The sequence below is a fragment of the Undibacterium sp. TC4M20W genome (assembly GCF_049340245.1).
Classification (GTDB): Bacteria; Pseudomonadota; Gammaproteobacteria; order Burkholderiales; family Burkholderiaceae_D; genus Undibacterium.
Genome location: NZ_JBMPPI010000005.1, coordinates 23,175 through 41,919 on the forward strand (window position 1 = coordinate 23,175; position 18,745 = coordinate 41,919).

Here is an 18,745-nt window from a genome sequence, read left to right on the forward strand (position 1 = left end):
CGAAGGGTTTGCCTCATTGCGTGGTCTGGACTGCAGGTGTTGACAATTCGACTCGTTGTCAATAGGCAAAGCTATTGACTGTCTCGTCCATAGTTTTACCCTTTGCCAGCCCACGTTATGAGGCAAACGCATCTCATCCTATTTATGAAATGAGTTCTACTCTATCTACCCGCTATGATGACATACTGATTATGCTTGTGTTGTATGGATTTGAATTAGTTGAGGATATTTACAGAAATTTTCCTGCCATTTCACATGATCTTGATGCACACCAAAGTTGGCTCTGCGATAATTCTGAGTATTTTGTACTTCCACAACAATAAAAATTCGAGCACACCCTCGCTTGCGCAATACATTCACAGCAGATAACATGCTGACAGCAAATAAGCACGCTCGTTCGAAAATCTTCAGAAAGTGAAAATAGCCATGACACAAAGCATACTTGAACAGTACGGCCCCCGCGACGCGATGGAATACGACGTCGTCGTCGTCGGCGGCGGACCCGCTGGCCTGTCAGCAGCCATCAAGATCAAACAACTGGCCGCGGAAAAAGGCACGGAAGTCTCAGTCTGCGTACTCGAAAAAGGTGGTGAGCCTGGTGCCCACATCCTATCTGGCGCCGTCATGGACCCGAAGGCCCTGACTGAACTCTTTCCTAACTGGAAGGAAATGGGCGCGCCCCTGAATACTGAAGTGACTGAAGACCGCGTTCTGGTTCTGACTGAAACCAAGGCTTACCGCACACCTAACTGGATGCTGCCAGCCTGTTTCGAGAATCATGGCAACTACATCGTTTCATTGGCCAATGTGACGCGCTGGCTGGGCCAGCAGGCCGAAGCGCTGGGCGTAGAGGTATTCCCAGGCTTTGCTGCGGCAGAAGTCTTGTATAACGAAGATGGTTCCGTCAAAGGTGTTGCGACTGGGAATATGGGTGTAGATCGCCACGGTCAGCCAACTTCTTCTTTCCAGCTCGGCATGGAACTGCATGCGAAATACACCCTGTTTGCCGAAGGGGCACGCGGCCATCTGGGCAAGCAAGTCATTGCCAAGTACGATTTGAACAAGGGCAAAGACCCGCAATCCTATGGCATAGGCATCAAGGAATTGTGGGAAATTGATCCCAAGCAGCATAAGCCTGGCCTCGTGGTGCACACGACAGGCTGGCCATTGATGGACCAGTACAGTGGTTCTTTCCTGTACCATCTGGAAGACAATTTGGTGGCAGTTGGTTATGTGGTTGGCCTGGCCTATGAAAACCCTTACCTGTCCCCTTACGAAGAATTCCAGCGTTTCAAGACCCACCCGTCTATCCGCACTTTCTTTGAAGGTGGCAAGCGTGTTTCTTATGGTGCGCGTGCGATTACTGCCGGTGGCTTGCAATCCCTGCCCAAGTTGGTGTTCCCAGGTGGTGCATTGATAGGCTGTGATGCCGGCTTCCTCAACATGAGCCGCATCAAGGGTAGCCACGCTGCAATCAAGACTGGCATGCTGGCTGCCACTGCCGCATTTGAAGCAGTATCAGCCAACCGCCAGCATGATGAACTGAGTGCGTATTCAACAGCATTCGAGCAATCCTGGTTGCATGAAGAGTTATATACTGCGCGCAATGTCAAACCCTTACTCAAGCGCGGTACTTATGGTTCACCACTGGTGTGGCTGGATCAGGTCGTCTTGCGCGGCAAGGCACCATGGACACTGCATCACAGCAAGGCTGATCATGAATGCTTGCGCCCTGCTTCTGAATTCACGCCCATCGTTTATCCGAAACCGGATGGCAAGCTGACTTTTGACCGCCTGTCGTCAGTGTTCATTTCGAATACCAATCATGCAGAAGATCAGCCTATACATCTGACCTTGAAAAATGCTGATGTACCGGTAGCAGTCAACCTGGCCAAGTTCGCAGGCCCGGAAGCGCGTTATTGCCCGGCTGGGGTGTATGAGTTCGTAAAAACTGAAGAAGGTGCAGACCGCCTGCAAATCAATGCGCAAAACTGCGTGCATTGCAAAACTTGCGATATCAAGGACCCGACGCAGAATATCGTCTGGGTGACGCCTGAAGGTGGCGGTGGACCAAATTATCCAAACATGTAGTCGAAGGCCTGATTAAGCTACTGCGCAGCGCAATTTTGAGCCTGCGATGCTCGCCGTACGTTCGTACGACTGCGCTTCTTAACTCAAACTTGCGTTGCTCGCTACGCTTACTCAGACCTTCTTGACAATGCTGTTTGAAATGAAGTTCTACTGCGAAAAGCCGCTGATCAGCGGCTTTTCGTTTTTAAAACTTTTTGCAATTCCGACCCGCAATCACCACTTACCGGCCAGGATTTTCTCCAGCCAGAATGTGCCTATGACGGTTTTTACGTCGGTGATCTGGCCGGATTTAATCCAGTCCAGCATCTCTGGCAGGGTGGCGGTGAATACTTCGAGGAACTCTTCTTCATCCAGGGCGGCCTGCCCTGCCGTCAGGCCTTTGGCCAGGTAGATGTCGAGATGTTCGTCGGAATAAGCGATGGCGTTGTGTATGGTGCAGACGAAAGACCAGTCACTGGCTGTATAGCCGGTTTCTTCGCGCAATTCGCGCTGGGCGCACAGCAAGGGGTCTTCGCCTGCATCTATCTTGCCAGCTGGGAATTCTATGAAGACCTGATGCAAGGGATAACGAAACTGTTTTTCCAGCAGGATGCGGCCATCGTCAAATAAGGGAATGATAACGACTGCACCAGGGTGGCGTATGTATTCACGGGTGGCAGTCTGTCCATCAGGCAAGGACACAACATCTTTATCGACTTTGAGGAAGCTGCCCTCATACACCAGCTCGCTGCTGATCTTGTTTTCTTGCAGATCCAGCTTGCTGGTGATTTTCTCAGCCATGATTGCGCTTCAGGTAACGATACACAAAACCAGGGAAAGCCAGTACCAGGAACAGGCAGGCATTGATGGCGTAAAATTCCCATCCTTGCGGGAAACGATTGCCTGCGGAAGATTCTAGAACAGCAGCAATACCGCCTACACAAAAATACAAAATGATGAGTTCAAGAAGGCGCACCCAAAGAGACTTGACCTGCACTGCATTCAATTGCGGTACCTCAGCATATACAGGGATATTGCGTACAGGCAGATCATCGGTGACGACAGGTGTCGCATTCACATGGTCATCATCGCCACCAGGCGCGGCACCAGTTAAATCGACTGCAGATGATGAAACTGATTTCCAAAAGAAAATAGATTTGAGAAATGCAAAGCGCTGCAAGCCTATGATAGCAAAGCAGCGCTCATTCAAGAAAGGCAGGTTGGCAGCCAGAACTGCCAACACGATGATCAACCAGGTCGATGCAGAATTACCCACTGCTGGCCGTATCAGTATTTGAGTGTATTGGAGATGGCGTTCACGCAGGCTGTCATCAACGAGCCTGGCAAGATCCCCAGAACCACGACCATCAGACCATTCACGCTCAAAACCATGCGCATGTCAGCACTGGCAACGATAGGACTATTATCTACCGGATCATCAAAATACATGAGTTTGACGATACGCAGATAATAGAAAGTACCGATCAGCGAGAACAATACGGCAACGATAGCCAGCCACAATTTGCCAGTAGATAAAACCGCCTGCAAGACCGACAGCTTGGCATAGAAGCCCATCATAGGTGGAATACCAGCCAGCGAGAACATCAGCAGCAGCATGACCAGGGCAAACCATGGATTGCGCTTGTTCAGACCTTTCAGGTCTTCGAGATTTTCTGCTTCAAAACCTGAACGTGCCAGCAACATAATGACGCCGAAGGTACCCAGCGTCGTCAATACATAAGTGATGCTGTAGAACATGGAAGAGCTGTAAGCATCGACTGCCAGATCAGAATTACCATTTGCCACGCCAGACAACATACCCAGCAACATAAAGCCCATTTGTGAAATGGTGGAATAAGCCAGCATACGCTTCAAGTTGGTTTGCGCAATCGCGGTCAGATTACCTATCGCCATCGACAAGACCGCCAGCACCACCAGCATCTGTTGCCAATCAACAGCCAGCGGGAACAACCCTTCTACCAGCAAACGGAAGGTAATTGCAAACGCCGCCAGCTTGGGTGCGCCGCCCAGGAGCAAAGTCACCGCAGTTGGTGCGCCCTGATACACGTCAGGTACCCACATATGGAAAGGCACTACACCCAGTTTGAATGCCAGACCCGCAACCAGGAAAACGATACCGAAAACCAGGATAGTTTTATTGGCTGTTGCAGTTGCAGTGACTTTAACAACTTCATTCAACTGCAAAGAGCCCGTAGCACCGTACAACATGGAAATACCGTACAACATGAAACCGGACGCCAGCGCACCGAGGATGAAATACTTCATCGCCGCTTCAGTAGAAACGGTATGGTCACGACGCAAGGCTACCAGGGCATACAGTGACAGGGACATCAATTCCAGACCAAGGTAGATCACCAGGAAATTATTACCAGAAATCATCACCATCTGACCCAGCAAGGCAAACAGCGCCAGCACATAGTACTCACCGCCAAGGTGGGTATTGGTCATCGCGCGATCGCTGACGTATTGACGGGAATAAATCAGAGTCACGCCTACTGCGATATAAGAGAACAGCTTCAGCAGTACGGCCATAGGGTCAGAAACGAACATATTGTTACTGACGTATTCCGACTTCACCGGATCAGCGAATACCACTGTCAGGACACCACAGATCGTCAATGCCAGTATGCTGAGCGCATACGTCACATTGCGTTTGCTATCCGGCAAAAACATATCAGTCAGCAAGATGCCGCAAATCGCCAGCAGCAAAAAGATTTCAGGGTAAAGTGGTATCAGGTTCATATTATTCAATTTTTACTAGCATTGATCTGCTGCCACAACTATCTGATGCAGACTGCCGTGGCTTGCGTATCCAAATTCCCGGTCAAGGTATCAGCTTAGCGACTGCCACATGTCGCAACAGATCAGCTACCGACACTTGCATTGCATCTGTAAATGGTGCTGGATACAAACCCATCACCAATACCGCTATTGCCAACACACCCAGCATGAAGAATTCACGTTTGTTCAAATCGCTCAGGTGGGCCACATGTTCATTCGTGATATTGCCAAACACGACGCGCTTGACCATCCACAAAGAGTAAGCTGCACCAAAAATCAGCGCCGTTGCTGCCAGCATGCCGATCCAGAAATTGAACTGGACTGCACCCAGGATGACCATGAACTCGCCAACGAAACCGGAAGTTGCCGGCAAGCCGCAGTTAGCCATGGAGAACAACACGAACAAGGCTGCAAATTTAGGCATGGTATTGACTACACCACCGTAGTCAGCAATTTCACGGGAATGTACGCGGTCATACAAGACACCGATACACAGGAACATCGCACCAGAGATAAAGCCGTGAGAAATCATCTGTACGATAGCGCCCTGCACTGACATGTCGTTGAACATGAAGAAGCCCAGAGTCACAAAGCCCATGTGCGCAATCGAAGAATACGCCACCAGCTTTTTCATATCTTTTTGTACCAGTGCCACCAGGCCGATATAAATAACGGCGATAAGTGACAGCGTGATCATGAAACCTGCCATGTAATGGCTGGCGTCAGGAGCGATAGGCAAAGAGAAACGCAGGAAGCCATAAGCACCCAATTTCAACATGATGGCTGCCAACACGACAGAACCACCAGTCGGCGCTTCAACGTGGGCATCTGGCAACCAGGTGTGTACTGGCCACATAGGTACCTTGACTGCAAACGCCATCAGGAAGGCGCAGAAAATCATGATCTGAGTTGTCAATGGTAAAGGCAGTTTATGCCACACCAGAATATCAAAGGAATGACCGGCTTTCAGATACAGGTAGATAATGGCTATCAGTGTCAGCAGAGAACCCATCAAGGTATACAGGAAAAACTTGAACGCAGCATACACACGGTTCGGGCCACCCCAGACACCGACGATGATATACATAGGGATCAGCGTCGCTTCAAAGAAGACATAGAACAACATGCCGTCAGTCGCGCAAAACACACCTATCATCAAGCCTGACAAAATCAGGAAGGCACCCATGTATTGGGAGACTTGTTTTTCTATGACTTCCCAGGCGGCGATGACCACGATCACGGTGATGAAGGCTGTCAAAGGTATCAGCCACAAAGAGATGCCGTCTATACCCAATGCATAGAACACATTGAAGCGTTCTATCCAGCTGTGTTTTTCAACAAACTGCATGCCATGCGCAGTATTGTCAAAAAGTTTGATCAAAGGCAGCGTGACAATAAAACTGCAAATCGAACCGATCAGCGCAACACCGCGCACCAGCGCAGGATTGTTATCGCGACCAAAGGCCAGTATGAAGATACCGAAGGCTATCGGTAACCAGATCGAAAGGCTAAGTAGAGTAGAAGTTGACTGCATAATAATTATCTTTTTATAGCCGTGGTCACTTATTTAGCAAAGGGAAACAGCACTGTATAAGCCAGGAAACCCATCACGCCGAGTATCATCACAAATGCATAGTGATAGATATAACCACTCTGCAAATGACGTATCAGTTTGGAGACCCAGCCAACCAATTTGGCGCTGCCGTTAACTACCAGGCCATCGATGAGGCCTTTGTCACCAATGTTCCACAAACCGCCACCGAGTACACGTGCGCCACCGGCAAACACGATTTCGTTAAAACGGTCCATGTAGTATTTATTCTCAAGCAAGGTGTACAGCGGGTTAACTGCCTTCTTGATCGCCGCTGGAATTTCCGGTTTGACCATATAGAACACATAAGCTGTCACCACGCCTGCGAGCGCCAGCCAGAATGGTGGCGTCATGAAGGAATGCAAACCCATCGCACCAGCGCCGTGGAATTCGTGGTGCAGTTCCTCCATGGCATGATGTGCTTCATTGACAAAAATCACGTTCTTGAAGAAACCGCCAAACAACATCGGTTCAATTGCAATCGCACCGATAAACAGCGAAGGAATCGCCAGCAGAACCAAAGGCAACCAGACAACTAACGGTGACTCATGCGGTTTTTGACCAGGCGCCAGACCATGGTGGTGATCGTCATGATGATCATCGGCAGCGTGGTGATCATCTTTGTGTGCATCCTTATGTGCATCTTTATGGTCATCGTGATGATCATGTGCATGCGCCTTGCCAAAATTTTCCTTGCCGTGAAAGACCAGGAAATACATACGGAAGGAATAGAATGCTGTCACAAACACACCTGCGAGCACAGCAAACTGGGCAAAACCGGCACCAGGCAAATGGCTGGCCTGCACTGCTTCGATAATGCTGTCCTTGGAATAGAAACCAGACAGAAATGGTGTCCCTATCAATGCCAGCGAACCAGCCAGAGATGTCAGCCATGTAATCGGCATGTACTTCCTCAAACCACCCATGTTGCGGATATCCTGATCATGATGCATACCGATAATGACGGAACCGGCACCCAGGAACAAAAGCGCTTTAAAGAAAGCATGCGTCATCAGATGGAATACCGCAACCGAGTAAGCAGAAGCACCCAGTGCCACTGTCATATAACCCAGTTGTGACAGCGTGGAATAAGCTACCACGCGTTTAATGTCGTTCTGGATGATGCCCATGAAACCCATGAACAGTGCAGTAATCGCACCGATCACCAGGATGAAGGACAAGGCAGTGTCAGACAATTCAAACAATGGTGACATGCGTGACACCATGAAGATACCTGCGGTAACCATGGTCGCCGCATGGATCAGTGCAGAAATCGGAGTCGGGCCTTCCATGGAATCTGGCAACCAGACATGCAGGGGGAACTGCGCCGATTTACCCATCGCACCAATGAACAGGCAGATACAGGCAACAGTAATCAGCATCCAGTCTGTATGTGGCAACAACATGGCTGCCAGTTCATTTTTCTTGGCGAATACTTCAACATAGTTCATGGAACCAGTATTGGCGACCAGCAAGCCTATGCCCAGGATAAAACCAAAGTCACCGACACGGTTAACCAAAAAGGCTTTCATGTTGGCGTAGATGGCTGTTGGTTTGGTGTACCAGAAACCAATGAGCAAATAAGATACCAGGCCCACAGCTTCCCAGCCAAAGAACAATTGCAGGAAGTTGTTACTCATCACCAGCATCAGCATGGCGAAGGTGAACAAGGAGATATACGAGAAGAAGCGGTTATAGCCCTCGTCTTCTGCCATATAGCCAATTGTGTAGATATGCACCATCAGCGACACAAAAGTCACGACGCACATCATCGTGGCTGTCAGGCTGTCGACCATGAAGCCGACTTCCAGCTTCATGTTACCAACCTTCATCCATTGATACAGGGTCTCGTTATATGTTGCGCCATCCAACACGGCAGACAAGGTCATGCAAGAGATGATCAATGCAATCAACACACCGAGTATGGTGACTGTATGCGATACCTTGCGGCCAACGACGTTGCCGAAAAACTTCGTTCCTAGCAGACCTGCAATAGCAGACCCGACCAGGGGCGCCAGTGGTACTGCCAATAATAATTGTGGGTTAAGTTGCCCCGCCATGATGACCCTTTGTTAGCTTTATTACTTTTCTAAATCGCCAGCCTATACCGGACTACCGGACTGCCGCAGCAGGCGACAATCCGCACCATTAACCTGATTAACCTTTTAATGCATCCAGATCTTCGACATTGATGGTATCCAGATTACGGAACAAGACCACCAGAATCGCCAGACCTATTGCTGACTCAGCAGCAGCAACGGTAAGTATGAAGAACACGAATACCTGCCCTGCTGCATCACCCAGATAATGGGAGAACGCGATGAAATTGATATTCACTGCCAGCAACATCAATTCAATCGCCATCAGCAAGACGATGATATTTTTACGGTTGAGGAAAATACCGACGATGGAAATCGCAAACAGGATTGCGCCCAAAATCAGGTAATGCGTCAAACTCAAAGTCAAAGCCATTTAAGCCTCCGGATTCACAGTAGCTGCCGCAGCAGTGGCATTGTTCTCAGCGCGTTCGGATTCAGCTTTCATGCTGACGATACGGATACGGTCCTTGGCTTTTACTTTGACCGCAGCAGCAGGATCAAAATACTTGCTGTCTTTACGGCGACGCAAAGTCAGTGCAACTGCAGCAACGATAGCCAGCAACAGAATGGCCGCTGCAACCTCAAAAGCAAACTGGTAATGCGTGAAAATCTCTATACCCAGGTATTTGGTGTTACCTATCTTGTCAGCTGCTGCCGGTACATGATTGTCCGGACGCAAAAAGCCGCGCAACAACACTGCCGACATTTCCAGCACGATGATGACGCCAACTGCTGCAGCCAACGGGAAGTGACTCCAGAAACCTTCTCTCAGTTTATCGAGATTAATATCCAGCATCATCACCACAAACAGGAACAACACCATGACCGCGCCGACATACACCAGCACCAGCACGATGGCCAGGAACTCGGCCTTCAACAACATCCAGATACCTGCCGCATTGAAGAAAGTCAGGACCAGAAATAAGGCGGCATGCACAGGATTGCGTGCAGAAATCACCTGGATCGCAGCGACTATCATGATCGCTGCGAAAACATAAAATAAAACGGTAGTAAATTCCATATCGAACCAGGTCCAGTTAGCGGTATGTGGCATCAGCGGCGCGCGCTGCTGCAATTTGTGGCTCGTAACGATCACCTACAGCCAGCAACATCTCTTTGGTGAAATATAGATCGCCGCGTTTTTCACCGTGATATTCCAGTACGTGGGTTTCCACGATGGAATCGACCGGGCAAGACTCTTCGCAGAAACCGCAGAAAATGCACTTGGTCAGGTCGATGTCATAACGGGTAGTACGGCGAGTACCGTCAGCACGCTGATCAGATTCAATCGTGATTGCCATTGCCGGGCACACTGCTTCACACAATTTACAGGCGATGCAACGCTCTTCCCCATTCGGGTAGCGACGCAAAGCATGCAAGCCACGGAAACGTGGAGACTGTGGTGTTTTTTCCTCAGGAAATTGCACCGTGATCTTGCGGGCGAACATATAGCGACCTGTCAGGGCGAGGCCCTTGATCAGTTCGCGCAGCATCAGGCTGCCAAAAAAATCCTTGATTGCTTCCATTTTTTTAGCCTCTTACTTCCAAATATTCCATGGAGTTTGCATCCATGCTGCGACGATAACCAGATACACCAGAGTCAGCGGGATAAATACTTTCCAGCCCAGACGCATGATCTGGTCATAGCGATAGCGTGGGAAAGATGCGCGAGCCCAGATGAACATGGAAACCACAACAAAAGTCTTGATACCGAGCCAGATCCAGCCAGGGATAAAATCCAGGAAACTGAACGGTGCAGACCAACCGCCGAGGAACATCAAAGATGCCATGGCAGAGATCAAAATCATATTGGCGTATTCAGCCAGGAAGAACATGGCGAAAGACATGCCGGAGTATTCAACCATGTGACCGGCAACGATTTCGGATTCACCCTCAACCACGTCAAACGGATGACGATTGGTTTCAGCAATACCGGAAATCACATACACCACGAACATAGGCAACAGCGGCAACCAGTTCCATGAAAACAGGTTGAAACCATAGCTGGCTGCAAAACCTTTGGTCTGGGCATTGACGATGTCAGTCATGTTCAAACTGCCAGATACCATCAGCACGATCACCAGTACGAAGCCCATGGCGATTTCATACGACACCATTTGCGCAGATGCACGCATGGCACCAAGGAAAGCATACTTGGAGTTGGATGCCCAACCGGCGATGATGATGCCGTAGACTTCCATCGAGGTGATTGCCATGATCAGCAGCAAACCTGCATTGACGTTCGCCAGGACAGTTTCAGGGCCAAAAGGGATCACCGACCAGGCTGCCAGCGCTGGCATGATGGTCATGATAGGCGCCAGCACGAACAAGATTTTGTTTGCTTTTGCCGGGATGATGATTTCTTTGAGCAGCAGCTTCAGCGCGTCAGCAATAGGTTGCAGTAAACCTGCAGGACCTACGCGATTCGGGCCAAGACGGATGTGCATCCAGCCTATCATTTTGCGTTCCCACAAGGTCAGGTAGGCTACACAGCCCATGACTGGCAAAGTGATGCAAACGATCTTGAGCAGCGTCCACAAAGGCATCCAAAAGGCGCCCAGGTAGTGCTGACCAAATTCATGGATAGAGAGCAGCAAATTCATTATGCACGCTCCAGTTTGATCGCGCCGAACATACCGTCCAGATTACTTGTCAGGTTGTGGCCTGCAGCAATCCTGACTACATTCTCAGGCAGAGATTGATCGATTCCGACAGGGATCAGGGTAGAACCTGTTTTGCTCAGTCTGACCATGTCACCTTCGGCGATGCCCAGCTTGCTAGCATCAGCAGAGCTGATCCATGCTTGCGGTGCGCGGGCATCGGCTGTCAGTTGCAGGGATTCTGCACGGCGTACGATAGCGTCTGTGCTGTAAATACCAACGTCAGCAATACGCTCCATGCCAGCAGCAGCCTTGACAGGAACTGATGGAGCTAGCCTGGATGTGTTGTTCAATTGCGTAGTCAGGTCAGCTTGCGTCAATACTGTTGCACGCACTGCTTCTGCTGTCTCGAAATCAAAGTTCTCCAGGCCCAGCAAATTACCAAGTACGCGCAAGACTTTCCATGCAGGACGGGTATCGCCCAGAGGTTTGACTACACCATGGAAACTTTGTGCACGGCCTTCGCAGTTCACAAAAGTACCGGATGTTTCTGTGTATGGAGACACTGGCAGCAAAACGTCAGCATATTCAGCACCATGTTTAAATGGCGACATGACGACGACCATTTCAGCACTATCCAAAGCGGCTTTGGCTTGTACCGGATGCGCGCTGTCAAGCAAAGGCTCGGCGTGCAAAACGATATAAGCTTTTTTGGCTTCAGTGAATACTGGCTTGGCATTGTTGGCAGGAATCGCATTTGTCAGGTAGCCACCAACTGTATTTGCTGCTTCTATCAGATAACCAAATTCTGAACCTGCGTTTTCAGCTATCCATTGTGCCAGTGCGTGCAATTGCGAGGCTTCTGGATGGTAAGACGCTGTATTGCCGAGGAATACACCGGCATTGCCAGCCAGCAGGCTGGCCGCAATCGCTTCTGCTTTGGCAGATGCTTGTACTGCGTCGTAACCAGCTGGTTTGGCGATTTCTTTTTTAGCTGCGATAGCAACGGCAACTTCAGCCAGGAAAGCTGTCCACAGTGATGGAGCTACGATTGCATTATTCGCCAGCTTGATGAGCAATTCATCATTCGTCGCATGCAGGATGCTGAGCTTGGCACCCATTTTTACTGATTGACGCAGACGGGCTGCCAGCAAAGGATGATCCTTACGCAGGAAGGAACCGATAACGAAAACATTTTTCAACTGCCCAAACCTGGCGATGCTGGTACCCAGCCAAGGCTTGACAGAAGAATCCAACGCAAAGTCAGACTGACGCAGACGGAAATCAACATTATCAGAACCCAGGCCACGCACAACGCGTTGCAACAGCGTAAGTTCTTCCAGAGTAGAACTTGGTGCAGCAACCGCAGCGATAGCATCAGCGCCATGCTCATGCTTGACGTTACGCAGGCCATGCGCAACATATTCGAGTGCAGTCTGCCAGTCCGTTTCCTGCCATAACCCGCCCTGCTTGATCATGGGCTTGGTCAGACGTTCTGTGCTGTTCAGTGCTTCGTAAGAGAAGCGGTCTTTGTCAGAAATCCAGCATTCATTGATTTCTTCATTTTCCAGCGGTACTACGCGCATGACCTTGTGGTTCTTGACCTGAACGATCAGGTTAGAACCCAGGCCATCATGACCACTGACTGATTTACGGCGTGACAATTCCCAGGTACGGGCGGAATAACGGAAAGGCTTGGACGTCAGTGCGCCTACCGGGCACAGATCGATCATATTGCCTGACAATTCGGAATCAACCGTTTTGCCAACGAAGGAAGTGATTTCAGAATGTTCGCCACGGTTGAGCATGCCCAGTTCCATGACGCCAGCGATTTCCTGACCAAAACGAACACAGCGTGTGCAGTGTATGCAGCGGCTCATTTCTTCCATGGATACCAGAGGACCTACGTCCTTGTGGAATACCACGCGTTTTTCTTCATCGTAGCGGGATGCCGTACCACCATAACCAACTGCCAGATCCTGCAGTTGACATTCGCCACCCTGATCGCAGATAGGGCAATCCAGCGGATGGTTGATGAGCAGGAATTCCATCACAGCTTTTTGTGCTTTTACTGCCTTGTCGCTGGAAGAACGGACGATCATGCCCGGCGTGACAGGCGTCGCGCAGGCAGGCAAAGGCTTAGGTGCTTTTTCAACCTCAACCAGACACATGCGGCAATTGGCCGCAATAGATAATTTTTTGTGATAGCAAAAATGAGGGATGTAAGTGCCAAGCTTATTGGCAGCATCCATCACCATACTGCCCTCTTGGACTTCGACTTTTTTGCCGTCTATTTCGATTTCAACCATGGTCTACTCTAAGTGTGCTAACCGAAGCTGGCTTACATGTAAGTGGGCACCAAGCAATGCTTATGCTCGATGTGATATTCAAATTCTTCGCGGAAATTCTTGATCATTGCGCGTACCGGCATCGCTGCTGCATCGCCCAGAGCACAAATCGTTTTGCCCTGAATATTGTCAGCAATGGAGTTCAGCATATCCAGATCATCTGGACGGCCATGACCATGTTCTATCCTGTGCACCATGCGATACAACCAGCCGGTACCTTCACGGCAAGGTGTGCACTGACCACAGGATTCTTCAAAATAGAAATAAGACAGGCGCAACAGTGACTTGACCATGCAGCGTGTTTCATCCATGACGATGACAGCACCAGAACCCAGCATGGAACCGGCCTTGGCGATGGAGTCATAATCCATGTCAGTCGCCATCATCACATCACCAGTCAATACCGGCATGGATGAGCCACCAGGGATCACTGCCTTGATTTTTTTACCGTCACGCATGCCGCCAGCGAGTTCTAGCAAGGTGGCAAACGGTGTACCCATAGGTACTTCGTAATTGCCAGGTTTTGCTACGTCGCCAGACATGGAGAAAATCTTGGTGCCACCATTATTTGGCTTGCCCAGTGCAGCGTATTTCTCACCGCCCATGGCCAGCACAAAAGGTACGGCTGCAAAAGTTTCTGTGTTATTGATCGTGGTTGGCTTGCCATACAAACCAAAGCTGGCCGGAAAAGGCGGCTTGAAGCGTGGCTGCCCTTTCTTGCCTTCCAGTGATTCCAGCAAGGCTGTTTCTTCGCCACAGATGTAGGCGCCATAACCGTGGAATGCATGCAACTGGAAGTTGAATTCAGAACCGGCAATTTTGTCGCCCAGCATATTGGCTGCACGTGCCTCTTCCAGCGCTTCTTCGAAACGGTCGTAGTCAGCAAAAATTTCGCCGTGGATGTAGTTGTAACCCACCGTGATACCCATGGCGTAAGCGCCTATGGCCATGCCTTCAATCAGGGCATGCGGGTTATAACGGATGATGTCACGATCCTTGAATGTACCAGGCTCGCCCTCATCTGTATTACAGACCAGATATTTTTGACCAGGGAACTGACGTGGCATGAAGCTCCACTTCAAACCGGTAGGAAAACCCGCACCACCGCGACCACGCAATGAAGAAGCCTTCAACTCAGCAATCACTTGCTCAGGAGGGATTTTTTCATTGAGGATACGCTTCAGGGATTCATAGCCGCCGCGTGCTACGTAATCTTGCAGATGCCAGTTTTTGCCATCCAGGCCAGCCAATATTAAAGGCTTAATATGGCGATTATGCAGACTCGTCATTATTTAACCTCTTTCAATTCATTGACCAGACCGTCAATTTTTTCATTCGACATGAAACTGCACATGCGTTTGTTATTGACCAGCATGACAGGTGCATCACCGCAGGCACCCATGCATTCGCCTTCAACCAGGGTAAACTGGCCATCTGCCGTAGTTTCCCTGTAATCGATACCAAGTCTTTGCTTCAGGTGATGTGCTGCACGTTCGCCACCAGACAAGGCGCAAGGCAGGTTGGTACAGACCGAAATCTTGAACTTGCCCACCGGTTTGGTGTTGTACATATTGTAGAAAGTCGCGACCTCCTGCACTGCTACTGCGGGCATGCCGATGTAGTCAGCCAGGGTCTGCATGACTTCCGGGGATACCCAGCCAGTTTCATCCTGGGCAATAGCCAATGCGGCCATCACAGCGGACTGGCGCTGGTCAGCCGGGAACTTTGCAAGTTCGCGATCAATTTTTTTAAATGCCTGCTCTGATAACACCATAGCTAATGCCTCGATTCGACGTCCTCAGGACGCCGCTTTATCTGTCAATCTCACCAAACACAATATCCTGAGTACCGATGATCGTTACCGCATCAGCAATCATGTGACCTTTTGCCATTTCATCCAAACCCTGCAAATGCGCGAAACCTGGCGCACGGATTTTCAGACGATAAGGCTTGTTAGCACCATCGGACATCAAGTAAATACCAAACTCGCCTTTTGGATGCTCAACTGCGGCATAAGCTTCGCCAGCAGGAACATGGAAACCTTCGGTGAACAGTTTGAAGTGATGGATGAGTTCTTCCATATTCGACTTCATGTTCACGCGATGTGGTGGCGCAACCTTGTGGTTATCAGTAATCACCGGGCCCTGGTTATTTCTCAGCCACTCTACGCACTGTTTGATAATGCGGTTGGACTGGCGCATTTCTTCTACGCGCACCAGGTAACGGTCATAACTGTCGCCATTGACGCCAACTGGAATATCAAAATCCAGCAAGTCATAGACTTCATACGGCTGCTTCTTGCGCAAATCCCATTCGATACCGGAACCACGCAACATAGGACCACTAAAACCCATGGCCATGGCGCGCTCAGGAGACACCACACCAATACCAACCAGACGCTGCTTCCAGATACGGTTGTCGGTCAACAGTGTTTCGTATTCATCGACATATTTTGGGAAACGGTTGGTGAAGTCTTCAATGAAATCCAGCAGGGAACCCTGACGGTTTTCATTCAGCAACTTCATCGCTTTTTCATTCTTCAAGGCCGATACAGTGAATTGCGGCATTTGATCCGGCAAATCACGATACACACCACCTGGGCGATAGTAAGCAGCATGCAAACGTGCACCTGAGACTGCTTCATAGCAATCCATCAGGTCTTCACGCTCACGGAATGCGTACAGGAACACCGCCATCGCACCGACGTCCAGCGCATGCGCGCCTATCCACAACAAATGGTTCAGCAGACGAGTAATCTCATCAAACATGACGCGGATATATTGCGCACGCAAAGGCACTTCCAGGCCCAGCATCTTTTCTATGGCCATGACATACGCATGTTCATTGGCCATCATGGATACATAGTCCAAGCGATCCATGTAAGGCACGGATTGCAGGAAAGTTTTTTGCTCAGCCAATTTTTCAGTCGCGCGATGCAAGAGACCAATGTGCGGATCGGCACGTTGTATCACTTCACCATCAAGCTCCAGCACCAGACGCAACACACCATGCGCTGCAGGATGCTGAGGACCAAAGTTCAGGGTGTAATTCTTAATCTCAGCCATTATTTCATCCCGTAATTTTCTTCACGAATCACACGCGGCACATTTTCGCGTGGTTCTATCGTGACAGGCTGGTAAACGACGCGCTTTTGATCTGCGTCATAACGCATTTCAACATAGCCGGAAACTGGAAAGTCTTTACGGAATGGGTGACCGATAAATCCATAGTCAGTCAAAATACGACGCAAGTCATTGTGACCATCAAACAGGATACCGTACAGATCAAACGCTTCGCGCTCATACCAGTTGGCTGCATTCCAGATATCGATCAGCGAAGGTACGACTGGCATTTCATCATCCGGCGCGAACACGCGCACACGCAAACGCCAGTTATGCTTAATCGACAGCAAATGCGAAATGGCAGCAAAACGCGCACCTTCCCACAAGCCATCACCATAAGCAGAGTAATCGACACCGCAAAGGTCGATCAGTTCTTCAAAACTGGTTTCTGCATGATCACGCAAAGTGCGCATGACATCCAGATAAGCAGTCGCAGAAACCACGATGGTGATTTCACCCAGCGCATTCTTCAAGTCCAGAATACGCTCACCCAGGACATTTTTTACTGCTGCCTCAAGGTTTTCCAGTTTGGTAGTCATAATTTAATATTGCCCCAGCGATCGCACGATTAACGAGCAATGGTATTGGTACGTTTGATCTTGTTTTGCAACTGTATGATGCCGTACATCAGTGCTTCTGCGGTTGGCGGGCAACCTGGCACATAAATATCAACTGGCACAATACGGTCGCAACCACGTACTACTGAATACGAATAATGGTAGTAACCGCCACCATTGGCGCAAGAACCCATGGAAATAACCCAGCGAGGCTCGGCCATCTGGTCATATACCTTGCGCAGCGCAGGTGCCATCTTATTGCACAGCGTACCGGCAACAATCATGACATCAGACTGACGCGGAGAAGGACGAAACACCACACCAAAGCGATCCAGATCATAACGGGAAGCACCAGCATGCATCATCTCGACCGCGCAGCAGGCCAGACCAAAAGTCATGGGCCACATGGAGCCGGTACGCGTCCAGTTGATCAGTTTGTCGGCTGTTGTCGTAACAAAGCTCTCGTTGAATACACCTTCAATTGACATAATCCATCACTCCCAATCCAGAGCGCCTTTTTTCCAGATGTACCAAAATCCAACGCCGAACTCGAGCACAAAGCCGAGCATAATCAGAAAACCTGTCCAGCCCAAGTCACGCATTGCCACACCCCAAGGGAAGAAGAATGCCGTTTCCAGGTCAAACAAAATAAACAAAATCGCCACCAGGTAGTAGCGCACGTCAAACTTCATGCGCGCATCTTCGAATGCCTCAAAACCGCATTCGTAAGCAGAATTTTTTTGTGAGTCTGGTTTGTATGGAGCAAGAACACGCCCCAGGATTTGCGGCACCACACCTACGGCGATACCAACCAGAATAAAGAGAAGAACTGGGAAATAATTTTCGAGGTTCACGTTAGGCTACCTGTAATTGAATGCCAGATTGAAGCATTTATTTCTTAAGATCAAACCACAAGAAATAAAGCTTCCTCGACCGGATCAGCAAAGAAAACTGACCCTATTTTTTTGGTGCCGACGACGAGACTCGAACTCGTACAGCTTTCGCCACTACCCCCTCAAGATAGCGTGTCTACCAATTTCACCACGTCGGCTTAAGCCCAGCATTCTACTATGTATAGCCTCATTGTTCAACGCGCAATTGCAGCAATTCAATGTTTTTTGCTGGGCAAAATCAAATTATTTTGGAATCTGACCCGATTGACCAGCAGAAGAAGCCGGTGCGGATGTTGCAGCTGCAGCAGAAGCTGCGGCCGGCGCACTCGCAGGTGCAGCATTTGTCGCAGGCTGAACTACAGTCACACCTTCCATGACACCACCAGAAGGCTTGCGGGCGCCAGTACTGAATACCGCCAGACCCAGGGTTGCCGCAAAAAATATCGCAGCAGCTATACCCGTCGCCTTGGACAAGAAATTGGAAGAACCAGTTGCACCAAACAAACTACCAGAAGCGCCAGAGCCAAAAGAGGCACCCATATCAGCACCTTTACCGTGCTGCAATAAAACCAGACCAATAATTGTCAATGCAGACAGAATCTGAATAACGATGACCAACGTGTGTAAAGTTTGCATTCAAAACATCCAAGTAAAAATTAAGTA

Annotated in this window: 18 protein-coding genes and 1 tRNA gene; 1 reads left to right on the top strand and 18 read right to left on the bottom strand. The window is 49.6% G+C overall.

Features of this window, described 5'->3' with window-relative positions:
• The first annotated feature begins 468 nt into the window (after positions 1-468).
• Positions 469-2,091, top strand: coding sequence for an electron transfer flavoprotein-ubiquinone oxidoreductase (locus tag ACO0LL_RS08170; protein WP_422950642.1), 1,623 nt, complete (start codon positions 469-471; stop codon positions 2,089-2,091).
• A gap of 213 nt (positions 2,092-2,304) precedes the next feature.
• Here ACO0LL_RS08170 and ACO0LL_RS08175 read toward each other — a convergent pair whose 3' ends face one another.
• From ACO0LL_RS08175 to secG, 18 genes are all read right to left on the bottom strand, one after another.
• A complete protein-coding gene (locus tag ACO0LL_RS08175; protein WP_422950379.1) occupies positions 2,305-2,871 on the bottom strand; it encodes an NUDIX domain-containing protein in 567 nt (188 codons plus the stop codon).
• Complete coding sequence (locus ACO0LL_RS08180) at positions 2,864-3,346, bottom strand: DUF2818 family protein (protein WP_422950380.1); 483 nt, start codon at positions 3,344-3,346, stop codon at positions 2,864-2,866. The genes ACO0LL_RS08175 and ACO0LL_RS08180 overlap by 8 nt, the downstream gene beginning before the upstream one ends.
• 11 nt (positions 3,347-3,357) lie before the next feature.
• On the bottom strand, positions 3,358-4,833 hold the full coding sequence (nuoN, locus tag ACO0LL_RS08185; protein WP_232062983.1) for an NADH-quinone oxidoreductase subunit NuoN: 1,476 nt from the start codon (positions 4,831-4,833) through the stop codon (positions 3,358-3,360).
• An 82-nt stretch (positions 4,834-4,915) separates the two neighbouring features.
• Positions 4,916-6,409, bottom strand: a complete 1,494-nt coding sequence (locus ACO0LL_RS08190) for an NADH-quinone oxidoreductase subunit M (RefSeq protein WP_422950643.1) — start codon at positions 6,407-6,409, stop codon at positions 4,916-4,918.
• 26 nt (positions 6,410-6,435) lie between these two features.
• Complete coding sequence (gene nuoL / locus ACO0LL_RS08195) at positions 6,436-8,523, bottom strand: NADH-quinone oxidoreductase subunit L (protein WP_422950381.1); 2,088 nt, start codon at positions 8,521-8,523, stop codon at positions 6,436-6,438.
• Positions 8,524-8,620: 97 nt separating this feature from the next.
• The gene (nuoK, locus tag ACO0LL_RS08200) at positions 8,621-8,935 is read right to left on the bottom strand and encodes an NADH-quinone oxidoreductase subunit NuoK (RefSeq protein ID WP_162041807.1); all 315 of its coding nucleotides are present in this window, start codon (positions 8,933-8,935) and stop codon (positions 8,621-8,623) included.
• A complete protein-coding gene (locus tag ACO0LL_RS08205) occupies positions 8,936-9,583 on the bottom strand; it encodes an NADH-quinone oxidoreductase subunit J (RefSeq protein WP_422950644.1) in 648 nt (215 codons plus the stop codon).
• 16 nt (positions 9,584-9,599) lie between these two features.
• Positions 9,600-10,088 carry an NADH-quinone oxidoreductase subunit NuoI gene (nuoI, locus tag ACO0LL_RS08210; protein WP_422950382.1) on the bottom strand — a complete coding sequence of 163 codons (489 nt, stop codon included), beginning with the start codon at positions 10,086-10,088 and terminating at the stop codon, positions 9,600-9,602.
• A gap of 12 nt (positions 10,089-10,100) precedes the next feature.
• Entirely contained in the window at positions 10,101-11,165 is a 1,065-nt protein-coding gene (gene nuoH, locus ACO0LL_RS08215) for an NADH-quinone oxidoreductase subunit NuoH (RefSeq protein ID WP_422950383.1), read from the bottom strand.
• A complete protein-coding gene (gene nuoG, locus ACO0LL_RS08220; protein ID WP_422950384.1) occupies positions 11,165-13,471 on the bottom strand; it encodes an NADH-quinone oxidoreductase subunit NuoG in 2,307 nt (768 codons plus the stop codon). The genes nuoH and nuoG overlap by 1 nt, the downstream gene beginning before the upstream one ends.
• A gap of 32 nt (positions 13,472-13,503) precedes the next feature.
• Complete coding sequence (gene nuoF, locus ACO0LL_RS08225) at positions 13,504-14,799, bottom strand: NADH-quinone oxidoreductase subunit NuoF (protein ID WP_422950385.1); 1,296 nt, start codon at positions 14,797-14,799, stop codon at positions 13,504-13,506.
• On the bottom strand, positions 14,799-15,284 hold the full coding sequence (gene nuoE, locus ACO0LL_RS08230) for an NADH-quinone oxidoreductase subunit NuoE (RefSeq protein ID WP_422950386.1): 486 nt from the start codon (positions 15,282-15,284) through the stop codon (positions 14,799-14,801). The genes nuoF and nuoE overlap by 1 nt, the downstream gene beginning before the upstream one ends.
• Before the next feature lie 37 nt (positions 15,285-15,321).
• Entirely contained in the window at positions 15,322-16,575 is a 1,254-nt protein-coding gene (locus ACO0LL_RS08235; RefSeq protein ID WP_162059349.1) for an NADH-quinone oxidoreductase subunit D, read from the bottom strand.
• Positions 16,575-17,171, bottom strand: coding sequence for an NADH-quinone oxidoreductase subunit C (locus tag ACO0LL_RS08240; protein WP_422950387.1), 597 nt, complete (start codon positions 17,169-17,171; stop codon positions 16,575-16,577). The genes ACO0LL_RS08235 and ACO0LL_RS08240 overlap by 1 nt, the downstream gene beginning before the upstream one ends.
• 29 nt (positions 17,172-17,200) lie before the next feature.
• Positions 17,201-17,677 carry a NuoB/complex I 20 kDa subunit family protein gene (locus ACO0LL_RS08245; RefSeq protein ID WP_422950388.1) on the bottom strand — a complete coding sequence of 159 codons (477 nt, stop codon included), beginning with the start codon at positions 17,675-17,677 and terminating at the stop codon, positions 17,201-17,203.
• 6 nt (positions 17,678-17,683) lie between these two features.
• Entirely contained in the window at positions 17,684-18,043 is a 360-nt protein-coding gene (locus ACO0LL_RS08250; protein WP_110253971.1) for an NADH-quinone oxidoreductase subunit A, read from the bottom strand.
• Between the two features lie 112 nt (positions 18,044-18,155).
• Positions 18,156-18,240: transfer RNA gene (locus ACO0LL_RS08255), tRNA-Leu, on the bottom strand.
• 85 nt (positions 18,241-18,325) lie between these two features.
• Positions 18,326-18,718, bottom strand: a complete 393-nt coding sequence (gene secG, locus ACO0LL_RS08260; RefSeq protein ID WP_422950389.1) for a preprotein translocase subunit SecG — start codon at positions 18,716-18,718, stop codon at positions 18,326-18,328.
• Positions 18,719-18,745: the final 27 nt, after the last annotated feature.